The organism is Nocardiopsis mwathae, from assembly GCF_014201195.1.
GTDB classification, from domain to species: Bacteria; Actinomycetota; Actinomycetes; order Streptosporangiales; family Streptosporangiaceae; genus Nocardiopsis_C; species Nocardiopsis_C mwathae.
This window is the reverse complement of sequence record NZ_JACHDS010000001.1, coordinates 3,596,699-3,611,258: the sequence shown is the minus strand read 5'-3', so window position 1 is coordinate 3,611,258 and position 14,560 is coordinate 3,596,699. Positions and strand designations below refer to the sequence as shown.

Here is a 14,560-nt window from a genome sequence, read left to right as displayed (position 1 = left end):
GATGGGCCTGGCACGCGCCCGGTCCCTGGCGCTGATCGGGGTCGAGGGCCACACCGTCGAGGTCGAGGCGCACATCGGGGACGGCCCCGCGGGCCTCACACTGGTCGGGTTGCCCGACACCGCCCTGCGCGAAGCCCGCGACCGCATCCGGGCGGCCATCGTCAACTCGGGGGAGCGCTGGCCGGAGGGCCACATCACGGTCAGCCTGTCGCCCGCCAGCCTGCCCAAGCGCGGCAGCGGATTCGACCTCGCCATCGCCGCCGCCGTCATCGCGGCAGACGGCGCCATCCCGGTCGAAAGCGTGCACAACACCGTCTTCCTCGCCGAACTCGGCCTCGACGGCAGGACGCGCCCGGTCACCGGCGTGCTGCCCGCGGTGCTGTCCGGTGTCCGCGCCGGACACCCGACCTTCGTGGTCGCCCGGGGCAACGCCGCAGAGGCCCGGCTGGTGCCGGACGCCGAGGTCGATGCCACCGGCTCACTGATCGAACTCTTCGCACGGCTGCGCGGGCATCCCCTCGAACCTCCACTGTTCGACGACGAGGCCGAGCCGATACGCCCGGAACCCCGCCCCGCCCGCCGGGTGGACCTCGCGGACGTCCTCGGCCAGCCCGTGGCCCGGCGCGCGGTCGAGATCGCCGCCGCCGGCGGCCATCACCTGCTGCTCGTCGGCCCACCCGGTACCGGCAAGAGCCTGCTGGCCGAGCGTCTGCCGACGATCCTGCCGCCCCTCACCCAGGAGGAGGCGATCGAGGTCACCGCCGTCCACTCGGTCGCGGGACAACTCATCGACGGAGGGTCGCTGGTCGAGCGGCCGCCGTTCTGCGCCCCCCACCACACCGCGACCCGGGCCGCCATGGTCGGCGGCGGAAGCACGCGCCTCCGCCCCGGCTGCGTCTCCCTGGCACACCGGGGGTGCCTCTTCCTCGACGAGGCCCCGGAGTTCGACCGCAACGTCCTGGACTCGCTGCGCCAACCCCTGGAGAGCGGGGAGGTGACCGTCTCCCGGGTGGCGGCGACCGCGCTCTTCCCCGCCCGCTTCCTGCTCGTCCTCGCCGCCAACCCGTGCCCCTGCGGCAGGGGAGGATCCGCCTGCGTGTGCCCGTCGTCCCAGCGCCGCCGCTACCTGGCGCGGCTGTCCGGCCCCCTGCTCGACCGCGTCGACCTCAAGGTCGAACTGCAACCCGTGCCCCGCGCCGAACTCCTCGCCGACCGCGCGTTCGCGGAGTCGTCGGCGACCGTCGCCCACCGTGTGGCGCAGGCCCGCGAACGCGCGGCCAAGCGGCTCGCCGGGACCCCCTGGGCCACCAACGCCCAGATCCCCGGCGCCGAACTGCGCCGCCGCTTCCCCGTCCCGGCCGGTGCGCTGCGCCTCCTCGGTGCGGCCCTCGATCGCGGCGAGGTCAGCGCACGCGGCGTCGACCGGGCGCTGCGGGTCGCCTGGACCCTGGCCGACCTCGCCGGGCGCGACGGACCCGGCATCGACGACACCGCCTACGCCTTCGCACTGTGGTCCGGGCGGGCGCAGTGAGGGGGGAGCCGACGGACGACGCCGCGGCGCGCGCCTGCCTCACCGCCGCCGCCGACGCCGGAGACCCGCTCATGGGCGAGCTGATCGAGGAGCACGGCGCCGCCGACATCTGGGCCGCCCTGCGCGACGGGGCCCGACTCCCGCTTCCGGACGGGGACCGGGGGTCGCGGCAGGCCGCCCGGGCGCAGCGCTGGCGGGCGCGGGCCACGGGCATCGACGCCGATGCCCTGCTCTGCGCCGCCGCCGAGCTGGGCGGTCGGCTGGTCGTCCCGGGTGACCCGGAGTGGCCCGGTCGGCTGGACCGCCTGGGCGAGCGGCGCCCCTACGCGCTGTGGCTGCGCGGTGTCCACGACCTGCGCCACGCCTGCCTGAGGTCGGTGGCGATCGTGGGCTCCCGCGCGGCCACCGCCTACGGGCTGCACGTGGCGGCCGGTCTGGCCTGCGGGCTCGCCGAACGCTCGTGGACGGTGGTCTCCGGCGGTGCCTACGGGATCGACGGTGCGGCGCACCGCGGAGCGCTCGCGGGCGGCGCCCCCACCGTCGCCGTGCTGGCCTGCGGGCTCGACATCGACTACCCGCGCGGCCACGCGGCCCTGTTCGCCGACGTCGCCGCCCGCGGCACCCTGGTCACCGAGCACCCGCTCGGCACGCCGCCCACGCGCCACGGATTCCTGGTCCGCAACCGGATCATCGCCGCTCTGACGCCCGGCACCGTCGTGGTCGAGGCGGGCCTGCGCAGCGGCGCGCTCAACACGGCCCGCCACGCCCAGGACCTGTGCAGCCAGCTCATGGCCGTTCCCGGCCCGGTGACCTCCGCCCTGTCCGGCGGGTGCCACCGGCTGCTCCGCGAGTGGCAGGCCACCTGCGTGACCGACGCCGCCGACGTCGCCGAACAGCTCGGCCCCATCGGCGAGGAGCTGCGCCCCGGCCGTGGCACGGCGCTGGCCCGCGACGGCCTGGACGCAGAGTCGCAGCGCGTCCTCGACGCGGTCCCCGACCGAGTCGGCGCCGGAACCGCCACGGTCGCCGTCGCCGCCGGCCTGGGTCTCGACGCGGCCCTGGGCCGCCTCGGCCTGCTCGCGGCGGGCGGCTTCATCGAACGCTGCCCCACTGGCTGGCGCACCCGCCCGGACAGCGGAGGGCAGGGGCGGTGAGACGGGGAACGCGGACGAGAGGCGGACGGGCATCGGATCTCCGGTCCCGTCGGGTCCGTAAACCGGTCCTGCGCGTGCCCCGAACGATACTGTTGCGCCATGACGAGGAACTACAGCGCCGCATTTCTGGCGGATGGACCGCTCGTTTTCGTCTCCGGACAGACGCCCCAGGCTCCGGACGGCAGTGTCGCCGGGGACGCGGTGGAACAGACCCGGCAGGTGTTCCGCAACGTCGAGTCGGCTCTCGCCCCCTACCAGGCGGACCTGCGGCATCTGGTGAAGGTCAACTACTACCTGCGGCGTATCGCCGACCTGCAGGCCGTGCGGCAGGTGCTGAACGAGTTCCTCGTGCAAGAGCCCCGCCCGGCGAGCACCCTGCTGGAAGTGACGGGGTTGGTCGACTCCCGCTTCCTGGTGGAGATCGACGCGGTGGCGTCACTGCCGCGTCCGGACGGCTCCGGCGGGTCGAGATGAGCGAGGCGCGCTCCGCCGCCGAGGAGGACCCGGCCCCGGCGGGTGGCGGCCCCGGGGGGCGGACCCCGGGGCACACCGCGCTGCTCGACGAGTTCCGCCGCCACCTGCGGAGCACGGGGCGCTCCCCGCACACCGTCCGTGCCTACCTGGGTGATGTGCGTAGTCTGCTGGACCACCTCGACGAGGTCGGCGGCGGGATCCACGGCATCGACATCGCCCTGCTGCGGGCCTGGCTCTCCCGCGCGCACGGCGCGGGCGCCGCACGGTCCACGATGGCGCGGCGCACCGCCGCCGTCCGCGGGTTCACCGCGTTCCTGCACCGCACCGGTCGGATCGAGGCCGACCCCGGTCCGCTGCTCGCCGCGCCCGCGCCCCGGCGTCCGCTGCCCGCCGTCCTCGACGAGGAGCAGGCCCATGCGGCGCTGCGCCCGACCGAGGACGACGACACCCCGACCGGCCTGCGGCGCACCGCCGTCGTCGAGGTCCTCTACGCCACCGGCATCCGCGTGGCCGAGTTGTGCGCCCTCGACCTCGACGACGTCGACCGCGAACGGCGCACCCTGCTCGTGCACGGCAAAGGCGGGAAGGACCGGGTCGTGCCCATCGGCACTCCGGCACTGGACGCGGTCGACCGGTGGCTGCAGGCAGGCCGCCCGAACTGGGCGGACGCCGCGAGCGGACGCGCCCTGTTCATCGGGGCGCGCGGCGGTCGGCTCGGCACCCGAACGGCCCGCCGAGACGTACACGAACGCATGCGGAGCGCCGAGGCCGGTGACGGCGTCGCCCCGCACGACCTGCGGCACAGCGCCGCCACCCACCTGCTCAACGGCGGGGCCGACCTGCGCAGCGTCCAAGAGATCCTCGGCCACTCCTCCCTGCGCAGCACCCAGATCTACACCCACGTGTCCATCGAACGGCTCACCCGCGCCTACAACCAGGCCCACCCCCGCGCGTGACGCGCCCCTGCCGCCCCACCACCCCGCTGCCCGTCACCGGGAGCAGCCGGACCTCGCCCATGCCGAGCAGCGCCAGCGGATCCAGGTAGGTGCGGTCGCGCAGCAGCCCCCAGTGCAGGCAGGAGCGGGCGGCGCAGTGCCGCGGCGCGTCGGCCACGGTGCCGAGCATGTCACCCGCCCGGACCGCGGTGCCGCGCTCGACCGCGGCCTCGACCGGCAGATAGGTGGTGCGCAGGTCGCCGTGGACGACGCTCACCGCGCCCGTCCCCGCCACCCGTCCGGCGAAGGCCACCCGCCCCGTGCCCGCGGCCACGACCTCGTCCCCTTCGTCCGCCGCGAGGTCGACGCCCCGGTGCCCGCCCAGCCACCGCTGCGCCGGAGGGGCGAAGTACCGGAGCACCTCCGGCTCGCCGGTGAGAGGCCAACGCCACCCCCCGGTGTCCGCCGGCGTGGGCGCCGCCCGCGCCGGCGCGGTGCCGAGCACGCACAGCAGAGCCGCGGCCACGGCGACCGCGGCGGAGGCGATGGGTGGTGCGGCCGGGGCCGGGAAACGCCGCGGGGGCGAGCAGGGCGAAGGGGAGCGGGGCGACGAGAGGAGCGGGCGGGGGCGGACGGTGGACGGCCGGGGCCTGCGGCACGGAATCTCCATGGCCTCCAGGGTGGAGCCCGAGCCAGCCGTCTCCCCAGCCGGATTCCGCGCCCTGTGGACGGCTGCGGGCGGCCGGGTCACCGACACCATCCCGATCCGCTTCGGCCGAATTTCCCCGACGTGCTTGACATCTCTCCGCCGCGGCGGCTAAGCGGCGCGCGAGGCCGCTGCTCCGGTTAGAATCTTCTGTGGCTCACCATGGGCCGCCAACTACGCACGTCCCCGTGCTTTCCCCGGAAGGGGTCGGTCTCACGGTCCGCGTCGCCTCGGGCGCCGCGGCGGGTCGGCCGGGACGTCAGGAACAACCGAGGCGGGACACCTCCCGCCGCACCAGGAAGGACCAGGTCATGGCCACCACAGTCGTGACGATCCGGCAGCTGCTCGAAAGCGGCGTCCACTTCGGGCACCAGACCCGTCGCTGGAACCCGAAGATGAAGCGCTTCATCTTCACCGAGCGCAACGGCATCTACATCATCGACCTGCAGAAGTCGCTCGCCTACATCGACCGCGCCTATGAGTTCGTCAAGGAGACGGTCGCCCACGGCGGCACCATCCTCTTCGTCGGTACGAAGAAGCAGGCCCAGGAGGCCATCGACGAGCAGGCCCGCCGTGTCGGCATGCCCTACGTCAACCAGCGCTGGCTGGGCGGCATGCTCACCAACTTCTCCACCGTCCACAAGCGGCTCCAGCGCCTCAAGGAGCTGGAGGAGATCGACTTCGACGACGTCGCCGGCTCCGGGCTGACCAAGAAGGAGCTGCTCGGTCTGCGCCGTGAGAAGGAGAAGCTGGAGCGTACGCTCGGCGGTATCCGCGACATGTCCCGCGTGCCCAGCGCCGTGTGGATCGTGGACACCAAGAAGGAGCACATCGCGATCAGCGAGGCTCGCAAGCTGAACATCCCGGTCGTCGCGATCCTGGACACCAACTGCGACCCGGACGAGGTCGACTACCCGATCCCGGGTAACGACGACGCTATCCGCAGTGTCAGCCTGCTCACCCGCGTCGTCGCCGACGCGGTCGCCGACGGTCTGCTCGCTCGCTCCGGCGCCTCCGCCGAGGAGTCGAAGGCCGCCGCCGAGGAGCCGCTGGCCGAGTGGGAGCGGGAGCTCCTTGAGGGCAAGGGCGAAGAGGCCAAGGCCGAGGCTGCGGCTGAGGCTCCGGCCGAGGCTGCGGCCGAGGCTCCGGCTGAGGCCAAGGACGAGGCGCCGACCGAGTCCGAGGCCAAGGACGAGGCTCCGGCCGCTGAGGCCGACGAGGCCCCCGCCGCCGACGCCGAGGCCCCGAAGGAAGCCTGAGCCGCCGGCTTCCTCAGGTAGAGACGCGTCCGCCCTCCACACGCAACCGTGCACGCCGCCCATGCGCCACGTGCCCCGCGCCACGGCGCGAGCGCGTGTGGAGGGCACCTTCGAGACCCCGTAGACCCATCTCCTAGGGAATCAGAGAAACAGCTATGGCGAACTACACCGCCGCCGACGTCAAGAAGCTGCGCGACCTCACCGGCGCCGGCATGATGGCCTGCAAGAAGGCGCTGGAGGAGCACGACGGCGACTTCGACAAGGCCGTCGAGTTCCTGCGTGTCAAGGGCGCCAAGGACGTCGGCAAGCGCGCCGACCGCACCGCCGCCAACGGCCTCGTCGTCCTCAAGCAGGACGGGGACTCCGCCGCCGTCCTGGTCGAGCTGAACTGCGAGACGGACTTCGTCGCCAAGAACGAGCAGTTCAAGAGCCTCGCCGGGGACATCGCCGACTTCGTCGCCCGCAACGACTTCGCCGACTTGGAGACGCTCCTCGCCGCCGAGCTCGCCGACGGCAAGTCCGTGCAGAAGGTCATCGAGGAGACCAGCGCGGTCATCGGTGAGAAGCTGGAGCTGCGCCGCTTCGCCAAGTACGAGGGCGCCTACGTCGCCAGCTACATGCACAAGTCCGACCCGGACCTGCCGCCGACCATGGGCGTGCTCGTCGAGCTGGACAAGGCCGACGCCGAGATCGGCAAGGACCTCGCCCAGCAGATCGCCGCTCTGGCTCCGAAGTACGTGAGCAAGGACGACGTCCCCGCCGACATCGTCGAGAACGAGCGCCGCATCGCCGAGGCCACCGCCCGCGAGGAGGGCAAGCCCGAGCAGGCCCTGCCCAAGATCATCGAGGGCCGGGTCAACGGCTTCTTCAAGGAGGCGACCCTCCTCGGCCAGCCGTTCGTCAAGGACAGCAAGCAGACCATCCAGAAGGTGGTCGACGGGGCCGGCGTCAGTGTGCGCCGCTTCGTCCGGTTCAAGGTCGGCCAGGCCTAGACCTTTGACATGATGGAGGTGCCGGGGGATTGATTCCCCGGCACCTTCGGTGGATAAAGGCGGGGTTGACCGGACCTGGGAGGGGACCCCGCGCCGTAAACCGCTCGGGGGAACCAGAAGGAGGCCGATCGCCGTGCCGGACAATGTTGGTCATAGCAGCACGAAGGATCCGGACATGCACGACACGGGCTGGAAGCGCGTGGTGCTGAAGCTGTCGGGGGAGGCCTTCGCCGGTGGCAGTGAGCTGGGCATCGACCCCAGCGTCGTGCAGTTCGTGGCGGAGGCCGTGGCGGAGGCCGCGTCCGAGGGCCTGCAGGTCGCCATCGTCGTCGGCGGCGGCAACTACATCCGCGGCGCGGAGCTGTCCGAGGGCGGCATGGAGCGCGGGCGCGCCGACTACATGGGCATGCTCGGCACCGTCATCAACTGCCTGGCGCTGCAGGACTTCCTGGAGCGTCTCGGCGTGGAGACGCGCGTGCAGACCGCCATCCACATGAGCCAGGTCGCCGAGCCCTACATCCCGCGCCGCGCCGTGCGCCACCTGGAGAAGGGCCGCGTCGTCATCTTCGGCGCCGGGCTCGGTGCTCCGTTCTTCTCCACCGACACCACCGCCGCCCAGCGTGCCCTGGAGATCGGCGCCCACGCCGTGCTCAAGGGGACGCAGGTCGACGGTGTCTACGACTCCGACCCGCACCGCAACCCCAACGCGGTGAAGTTCGACCGCCTCGACTACAACGAAGTGCTCACCCGCGGACTGAAGGTCATGGACGCGACCGCGGTGAGCCAGTGCATGGACAACGGTCTGCCGATCGTCGTCTTCGACCTCATGGGGCAGGGCAACATCGTCCGCGCCGTCCGCGGGGAGAAGATCGGCACCATCGTGTGTCCGGCCGACAGCTGATCCAGCGCAGATCCACCAGCGCAGACCTCGAATCGACGGACCACAGCGACACACGGGAGCCGCAATGATCGAAGAGACACTCCTCGAAGCAGAGGAGAAGATGGAGAAGGCGGTCGTGGTCGCCAAGGAGGACTTCGCCGCGATCCGTACGGGCCGTCCCGGCCCCGCGACGTTCAACAAGATCACGGTGGACTACTACGGCGCCCAGACCCCCGTCAACCAGCTCGCGTCGTTCGCTGTGCCCGAGGCGCGCATGGTCGTCGTCTCGCCGTTCGACAAGTCCGCCCTGGCCGCGATCGAGAAGGCCATCCGGGAGAGCGACCTCGGCGTGAACCCGGCCAACGACGGCAACATCATCCGCGTGGTCTTCCCGGAGCTGTCCGAGGAGCGCCGCAAGGAGTACATCAAGGTGGTCCGCGGCAAGGCCGAGGATGGCAAGGTCTCCATCCGCAACGTGCGCCGGCACGCCAAGGACGCGCTGGACAAGGCCGTCAAGGCCGGCGAGATCGGTGAGGACGAGGGACACCGTGCGCAGGACGAGCTGGACGAGACCACCCAGAAGTACACGGGTGAGATCGACGAGCTGCTGAAGCACAAGGAAACCGAACTGCTTGAGGTCTAGGGTCAGTGTCCTACTCTGAGCCCGGTTCGGATTCCACCGACGACGACGGGCGGGCCGCATCGGGCCCGCCCGCCGACTCCGAGGGCGGCGGGGGCGACGGCAAGCCGCGCAAGGGGCTGCGCAAGCCCGGCGGCGGCCCGATCCGGACCGGCCGCAACCTCCCGCTCGCCATCGCGAGCGGAGTCGGCCTCGGCGCCCTGGCCCTGCTGTCCATCTACCCGTTCCCCGCGGCGTTCGTCCTGATCACCTCGGCGGCCGTACTCATCGGCATGCGCGAGCTGAACCGAGCCGTCGCCGAGAAGGGTGTCTCCCTGGCGCTCCTCCCGCTCCTCGCGGGTGGAATCGCGATGCAGCCCGCCGCCTACTTCGGCGGCGCGGGATGGCTGGTGGGCACGACCGCGATCACCGCGATCGCCGCCCTGTCCTGGCGGCTGCGCGACGGCGCGGACGGCTATGTGCGGGACGCCTCGGGAAGCCTCTTCGTACTGCTGTACCTGCCGTTCCTGCTGGCCACGTGGCAGCTGCTGATCTCCACTCCGGGCGACGGCCAGGAACGGCTGATCGCCTTCATCATCGTGACGATCAGCAGCGACATCGGCGGCTACTTCGCCGGCATCACCACCGGCCGGCACAAGATGGCGCCGAACATCAGCCCCAACAAGACCTGGGAGGGCTTCGCCGGCTCGGTCCTGGCGTGCACGCTGGCCGGTGCGCTCACCGTCTCCCTCATGCTCGACGGCGCGGTCTGGGCGGGTGTGGTCCTCGGCCTCGCGGTGGTCGTGGCCGCGACCGTCGGCGACCTGATCGAGTCGCTCATCAAGCGCGACCTGGGCATCAAGGACATGGGCCGGTTCATGCCCGGCCACGGCGGCCTGATGGACCGCATCGACTCCCTCCTCATCGGAGGAGCGGTGTCCTGGGTGGTCCTGAGCCTCCTGGTGTAACCGGACGAACCCGTGATCCTCGGGGGCGGAACGCAGAACGGCGCTCCGCCCCCGTCCCATATCCGGGCCACTCTCACCTCACCCGCAACGTCCGCACACTCCGGCTGCCCAGCGCCCCGGCGGTGGCGAGAAGAAGGAGCGACCCCATCCCGAGCAGCGTCGCCTCCATCCCCACCGCCTTCGCGATCGGGCCGACGGCGATCTCGCCGAGCGGCATGGCGGCGAACGACCCCAGTGCGTCGTAGGAGTAGACGCGGGACAGCCGATCCGCCGGGATGTTCTGCTGGATCGAGACTTCCCAGGCCACACAGAACTGTTCCACGGCCATCCCGGCCAGGAACATGGCGGTGAACAGGAACGGGATGCCCGCCCCCGTCCCCAGCACCGCCATCGGCAGCGCCTCGACGGCCGCGAGCGCCACCCCGAAGCCCAGCGCACGCCGCGGCTGCCGGCGGGCGGCCAGCACACCGCCGACGAGCATCCCGATGCTGTTGGCGGCGAGCACCAGCCCCCAGGTCGTGCGGCCGAAGGACGCGTCGGCGATCGCCGGGCCCAGGACCGCGACGGTGCCCGACCAGGTCGCGTTGACCACCATGAACTGCAGCACCACGACCCACACCCAGGGCCGCGAGGCGACCTCGTGCCATCCGTCGCGCAGGTCCCGGAGCACATCGGAGCGCTCGTCCGCGCGGCCGTCCTTGGACGGCAGCCGCAGCAGCAGGAAGCCGAGCGCGGCCAGCACGAACACGAGCGCGTTCACCGCGAGCGCCCACCCCGACTCGACCAGGCCGGCCAGGCCGGCGGCCGTCGACATTCCGACGAACATGCCCATGTGCAGCCCGATGCGGACCAGTGCGTTGGCGGGGCGCAGCAGGGACGCGGGCACGGTCTGCGGCGTCAGCGCCGCCGCGGCGGGCAGGTTGGCGGCGGCCGCGGCCCCGTTGACCACGCTCAGGGCGATCATCACCGGCAGCGAGGCGAAGCCGAGCAGCACGCTCGCCGCGAGCAGCCCCTGGGACACGGCGGCCACGGCACACCCGCCGCGCAGGATCAGGTCCCGCGGAAACCGGTCGGCGAGCACCCCGCCGACGAGGAGCAGCACCACGTTGGCCACCGACCGGGCACCCACGACCAGCCCGAGATGGATCAGCGACCCGGTCGCATCGAGCACGGCGAACGCGAGCGCGACGGTGGCGACCCCGTTGCCGAAGTACATGAGCGTCCGCCCGGCGGCCAACGCCCGAAAATTCCGATACCGCAGCGGCGCCGTGATGGGAACCCGCTCATCGGGCAGGAGAGTCAAGCCACCCCTACGATGCCGTCATGCGCGTCTGGGGGAGTCGAACACACGACACGAGAGCATGCGCGAGAGGGCGGTCGGCCGTCAACGGATTTTCGTCCGTCCTCAAGCGCAAGATTCCGTGGAAAGTCCCTCGCGTTACGGTTCGTAGGCAATACCTTCACCCTATGGTGAGTAAGGGCAGGCATCCGAAGAAGGAGATTGCGGCGGCTCTCGCTTCATTGGACAGGAGTAGATTCGAGGTGAACGAGGTACACCGCGGTCATCGGTGGGGTCTGGTTCGGTGTCTGGCCTGCAAGGAGACGATCGCTGTCTACTGCACACCCCGGGTCCCGGCGAATGACGCCAAGATGATCATTCGCTTCGCAGCATCCCATGAGCACTGAGAGGACGGGGAACACGGTGCCGACGCACGATTTCACGTTGCTGCTCGATCGCCTGCCGAGTGATGAGGACTACGATCGGCTGTTCGAGGCGGGATGCGATGATGCTCAGCCGGAGACCAGTGGAGATGCCTGCCTACTCCACTTCATGCGTGAAGCACCGACTCTCGCGATGGCCGTGGTGACGGCCCTGCGTGATGCCGAAACCGCGGGATTCACCGTCACCGGCCTGCGAGCGGAGGATCTTGTCACGTTGGAGGGCATCGCCGCGAGGGTGGGGCGCAGCGAGGAGGATGTTCGCCGCCTCAGCGCCGGTGAGGACGGGCCCGGGGACTTTCCCGCCCCGGTGACCGATGCGCCGTGGGCGCTGTACCGGTGGGACCAGGTGGCCCCGTGGTTCGAACAGCACCCTGAGGAGGGGGAGGGCGCCGCCACGTTCGAACGCTGGATCGCTGCAGCGGACCACGTGATCCAGGCACGCGTGCTGTTGGTCGGCGATCCGTCACAGGACACGCTCGCCGAAATCCTGCACGCGGCGTAGCCCGACTTGCGCTGCTGATGAGGGCTCTCCGTCAAGTTCCACGCGTAACTCCCGGCCGTCGGTCGGCGGCATGTGGGCGGTTGCGCGGAGGGCTTCTGTTTCGGAGACGAAGCTGCGGTGTCCCAGAGGGCGCCGTTCTGCGAGACGAACGCCGTTTCGGGCACCCCAACCGCCTGCGGAGCCCGAAAGGCAACCGGAAAGCGCTTTCCTGCCCCTTCCTCCGTTGATCTCGGAGATATTGGGGTAAAAATCGCCGCTGATACCCCAATATCTCCGAGATCAACGAGGACAAGGCCGCCCAGCGAACCCCACCGCAGTGAGGATCGCCGGGGTCCGAGGTACTCGGCGCGGAGTAGCGTTCTCAGCGTTCCCCAGGATTCCGTCCACGAGCCGGGGCTGGTCTTCGCTGTCTGGGGCGACGGCCTACCCCAGCACCCAGCTGCGGCCTTCTGCGGCGAGTTTGGCGATGAGGGTGGCGGCGTCGTGTTCCTTGGCGAAGAGGTGTTCGGGGCGGGTGATGGGGACGATCCAGAGCCAGTGGACCGGGTCGCCGTGGAAGGTGAGGCCGGAGGTGTCCGGGGGGAGGTGGCCCTGGGGGCCGGACAGCGGGGTGGGGTCGCTGGTGAGGAGGACGGCGGAGTTGCCGCCGCGGATGGCGCGGTCTTCGGGGTTGTCGAGCCACTTCACGCTGTGGCCGGTGCCGAACCAGGTGACCGCGCGCCAGGGGAACGCGCCGATCCAGCGGAAGATGCGGGCGGCGTGGTGGGCCGGCCGGGTGGTGGCCAGGGCGAGCTCGATCCGGGCGTAGGGCGATGTGTCGGCCATGTAGCGGTCGAGCGTCGGCATCCGCTGGCCGCACATGCCGACCGTGCTGAGGACGGTGAAGGGGCGGTGCCGTTCCGGGGGCCGTTCCGAGACGCGGATCAGGGGCGGGTGCCCGTCGGAGACGTCCCAGTAGTGGCCGGCCGCGCCCACGCGTCTGTTCAGGTGGTTGAAGACGGCGCGCTGGACGCTGCGCCAGGCTCCCGGCACCGCGCGCCAGTCCCAGTAGGCCTCGGCGTGCACCACGCGCGGCCACAGCCGGTCGGCTTCGGGGTCCAGCGCCCAGGCGTACGCGCTGCGGCCGATCGCCTCGCGGGCGTAGCCCGGCAGCCCGCTGTCGGCCTCGGCCCACCCGGGGATGACCGCGAGGAGGCCGTCGTCGTCGAGCAGGGCCAGTCCGTCGCCCTCCTCGAACCACACGACGCGCAGCCGCTCGGGGTCGAATCGGGCGCGGCCCTGGGGGTGCTTGGTGTGCGCGGCGGGCATCAGGGGGGCCTGTCCCTCGTACAGCCCGCTGGGATCGCCGGTCTCCGGGGCGATCCGGTGGTTGGCGAGCCACACCGGCACGCGGATCCGGTCGCGGGCGTCCAGCAGGTAGGCGGCCGTCGTGCGGGAGTCGCACTCGACGATGACGCGGCGGCTGCGGTAGGGGCTGAACTGGTCCAGCAGGATCTGCGCTCCGCTCAACTGACCTCCCGACCTCACCCGTCCCACCGCCATCACCGGACGGCGGCGTCCGCGCGTCGCATAGCATGAACGGTAATGCCCGCGCGGGCGGTGCCGCATCTCAGAGTGCCCAAATGGCCGCGGAATCGCGGACCGTGCGGACGTCGCCGCCCGAATCCTTTTCGCCACCCGACTGATCCTTCTAGGACCTGTATGCCTGCCGAGCTCACCTTCGTCGCCCCGCGCCGTGCCAAGCCGCCGCGGCACCTCGCCGACCTCAGCCCGGAGGAGCGTCGTACCGTCGTCACCGAGCTCGGCGAGAAGCCGTTCCGGGCCGAGCAGCTGGCCCGGCACTACTTCGGCCACCTGGAATCGGACACCTCCGCGATGACCGACCTCCCCGCCGAATCCCGGGAACGCCTCGGTGAGGCGCTGCTGCCCCGGCTGCTGACGCCGGTCAAGCACATCACCTGCGACAACGGCATGACGCGCAAGACACTGTGGCGGGCGTTCGACGGCGTCCTGTTCGAGTCGGTGCTGATGCGCTACCCCGACCGCGTCACGCTGTGCGTGTCCTCCCAGGCGGGCTGCGGGATGAACTGCCCGTTCTGCGCGACCGGGCAGAACGGGCTGACGCGCAACCTGTCCACCGGGGAGATCGTCGACCAGATCGTGGCGGTCGCGCGCGACCTGGCCCGCGGCGAGGTGGCCGGCGGCCCGGGGCGCATCGGCAACATCGTCTTCATGGGGATGGGCGAGCCGCTGGCGAACTACCGGCGCGTGCTCGACTCGGTGCGCCGGATCACCGACCCGGTCCCCGGCGGGCTGGGCATCTCGCAGCGCGGCGTCACCGTCTCGACGGTCGGCCTGGTCCCGGCCATCGAGAAGCTGACGGCCGAGCGCATGCAGGTGCGCCTGGCGATCTCGCTGCACGCCCCCGACGACGAGCTGCGCGACGAACTCGTGCCGGTCAACAACCGGTGGAAGGTCTCCGAGGTGCTGGACTCGGCGTGGAAGTACGCCGCGACCACCGGCCGCCGGGTCTCCATCGAGTACGCCCTGATCCGCGACATCAACGACCAGGCCTGGCGCGCCGACATGCTGGGCCGCCTGCTCAAGGGCAAGCTCGTGCATGTGAACCTCATTCCGCTGAACCCGACCCCCGGGTCGAAGTGGACCGCGTCCCGCCCCGAGGACGAGCGCGAGTTCGTCCGTCGTCTGGAGGCCCACGGCGTCTCGGTCACCATCCGCGACACCCGCGGCCAGGAGATCGACGGCGCCTGCGGGCAGCTCGCCGCGACCGAGAACTCCTGACCTGACGGTCTTCCCA

At 71.5% G+C, this 14,560-nt stretch carries 14 protein-coding genes; 11 read left to right on the top strand and 3 right to left on the bottom strand.

The annotated features are described in order from the left end of the window. The first annotated feature begins 1 nt into the window (after window position 1). From HNR23_RS15500 to HNR23_RS15485, 4 genes are all read left to right on the top strand, one after another. Window positions 2-1,531 carry a YifB family Mg chelatase-like AAA ATPase gene (locus HNR23_RS15500; protein WP_184076260.1) on the top strand — a complete coding sequence of 510 codons (1,530 nt, stop codon included), beginning with the start codon at window positions 2-4 and terminating at the stop codon, window positions 1,529-1,531. Continuing rightward, the gene (gene dprA / locus HNR23_RS15495) at window positions 1,528-2,685 is read left to right on the top strand and encodes a DNA-processing protein DprA (protein WP_394353783.1); all 1,158 of its coding nucleotides are present in this window, start codon (window positions 1,528-1,530) and stop codon (window positions 2,683-2,685) included. The genes HNR23_RS15500 and dprA overlap by 4 nt, the downstream gene beginning before the upstream one ends. 99 nt (window positions 2,686-2,784) lie before the next feature. Beyond that, window positions 2,785-3,159 (top strand): RidA family protein, encoded by a 375-nt coding sequence (locus HNR23_RS15490; RefSeq protein WP_184076259.1) that lies wholly within the window; start codon window positions 2,785-2,787, stop codon window positions 3,157-3,159. Beyond that, the gene (locus HNR23_RS15485; protein WP_184076258.1) at window positions 3,156-4,115 is read left to right on the top strand and encodes a tyrosine recombinase XerC; all 960 of its coding nucleotides are present in this window, start codon (window positions 3,156-3,158) and stop codon (window positions 4,113-4,115) included. Before HNR23_RS15490 ends, HNR23_RS15485 begins: the two co-directional genes overlap by 4 nt. On the opposite strand, the gene HNR23_RS15480 is transcribed toward HNR23_RS15485, so the two are convergent. Then, window positions 4,078-4,764: a murein hydrolase activator EnvC family protein gene (locus HNR23_RS15480; protein WP_184076257.1), complete on the bottom strand. Its 687-nt coding sequence runs from the start codon at window positions 4,762-4,764 to the stop codon at window positions 4,078-4,080. The two genes, HNR23_RS15485 and HNR23_RS15480, sit on opposite strands and share 38 nt — an antisense overlap. Window positions 4,765-5,111: 347 nt before the next feature. Between HNR23_RS15480 and rpsB the strand changes: the two genes are divergently transcribed. The 5 genes from rpsB to HNR23_RS15455 all read left to right on the top strand — a co-directional run bounded on the left by rpsB (window position 5,112) and on the right by HNR23_RS15455 (window position 9,518). Next, window positions 5,112-6,059, top strand: a complete 948-nt coding sequence (rpsB, locus tag HNR23_RS15475; RefSeq protein ID WP_184076256.1) for a 30S ribosomal protein S2 — start codon at window positions 5,112-5,114, stop codon at window positions 6,057-6,059. 155 nt (window positions 6,060-6,214) lie between these two features. Then, window positions 6,215-7,051, top strand: a complete 837-nt coding sequence (tsf, locus tag HNR23_RS15470) for a translation elongation factor Ts (RefSeq protein WP_184076255.1) — start codon at window positions 6,215-6,217, stop codon at window positions 7,049-7,051. Window positions 7,052-7,226: 175 nt separating this feature from the next. Further along, the gene (pyrH, locus tag HNR23_RS15465) at window positions 7,227-7,952 is read left to right on the top strand and encodes a UMP kinase (protein ID WP_184076254.1); all 726 of its coding nucleotides are present in this window, start codon (window positions 7,227-7,229) and stop codon (window positions 7,950-7,952) included. A gap of 64 nt (window positions 7,953-8,016) precedes the next feature. Continuing rightward, window positions 8,017-8,574 carry a ribosome recycling factor gene (gene frr / locus HNR23_RS15460; RefSeq protein WP_184076253.1) on the top strand — a complete coding sequence of 186 codons (558 nt, stop codon included), beginning with the start codon at window positions 8,017-8,019 and terminating at the stop codon, window positions 8,572-8,574. Window positions 8,575-8,579: 5 nt separating this feature from the next. Further along, on the top strand, window positions 8,580-9,518 hold the full coding sequence (locus HNR23_RS15455) for a phosphatidate cytidylyltransferase (RefSeq protein ID WP_394353782.1): 939 nt from the start codon (window positions 8,580-8,582) through the stop codon (window positions 9,516-9,518). A 73-nt stretch (window positions 9,519-9,591) separates the two neighbouring features. Here HNR23_RS15455 and HNR23_RS15450 read toward each other — a convergent pair whose 3' ends face one another. After that, window positions 9,592-10,821 (bottom strand): MFS transporter, encoded by a 1,230-nt coding sequence (locus tag HNR23_RS15450; RefSeq protein ID WP_184076252.1) that lies wholly within the window; start codon window positions 10,819-10,821, stop codon window positions 9,592-9,594. Between the two features lie 399 nt (window positions 10,822-11,220). Between HNR23_RS15450 and HNR23_RS15445 the strand changes: the two genes are divergently transcribed. Further along, window positions 11,221-11,742, top strand: coding sequence for a hypothetical protein (locus HNR23_RS15445; protein ID WP_184076251.1), 522 nt, complete (start codon window positions 11,221-11,223; stop codon window positions 11,740-11,742). 423 nt (window positions 11,743-12,165) lie between these two features. Here HNR23_RS15445 and HNR23_RS15440 read toward each other — a convergent pair whose 3' ends face one another. Further along, complete coding sequence (locus tag HNR23_RS15440; RefSeq protein ID WP_394353781.1) at window positions 12,166-13,284, bottom strand: suppressor of fused domain protein; 1,119 nt, start codon at window positions 13,282-13,284, stop codon at window positions 12,166-12,168. A 159-nt stretch (window positions 13,285-13,443) separates the two neighbouring features. On the opposite strand from HNR23_RS15440, the gene rlmN reads away from it, so the two are divergent. Then, entirely contained in the window at window positions 13,444-14,544 is a 1,101-nt protein-coding gene (gene rlmN / locus HNR23_RS15435) for a 23S rRNA (adenine(2503)-C(2))-methyltransferase RlmN (protein ID WP_184076249.1), read from the top strand. Window positions 14,545-14,560 lie beyond the last annotated feature (16 nt).

Coding starts and splice junctions, on each gene's coding strand:
- HNR23_RS15500 (WP_184076260.1), top strand. CDS start 2: ATGGGCCTGGCACGCGCCCGGTCCCTGGCGCTGATCGGGGTCGAGGGC.
- HNR23_RS15490 (WP_184076259.1), top strand. CDS start 2,785: ATGACGAGGAACTACAGCGCCGCATTTCTGGCGGATGGACCGCTCGTT.
- HNR23_RS15485 (WP_184076258.1), top strand. CDS start 3,156: ATGAGCGAGGCGCGCTCCGCCGCCGAGGAGGACCCGGCCCCGGCGGGT.
- HNR23_RS15480 (WP_184076257.1), bottom strand. CDS start 4,764: ATGGAGATTCCGTGCCGCAGGCCCCGGCCGTCCACCGTCCGCCCCCGC.
- rpsB (WP_184076256.1), top strand. CDS start 5,112: ATGGCCACCACAGTCGTGACGATCCGGCAGCTGCTCGAAAGCGGCGTC.
- tsf (WP_184076255.1), top strand. CDS start 6,215: ATGGCGAACTACACCGCCGCCGACGTCAAGAAGCTGCGCGACCTCACC.
- pyrH (WP_184076254.1), top strand. CDS start 7,227: ATGCACGACACGGGCTGGAAGCGCGTGGTGCTGAAGCTGTCGGGGGAG.
- frr (WP_184076253.1), top strand. CDS start 8,017: ATGATCGAAGAGACACTCCTCGAAGCAGAGGAGAAGATGGAGAAGGCG.
- HNR23_RS15440 (WP_394353781.1), bottom strand. CDS start 13,284: ATGGCGGTGGGACGGGTGAGGTCGGGAGGTCAGTTGAGCGGAGCGCAG.
- rlmN (WP_184076249.1), top strand. CDS start 13,444: ATGCCTGCCGAGCTCACCTTCGTCGCCCCGCGCCGTGCCAAGCCGCCG.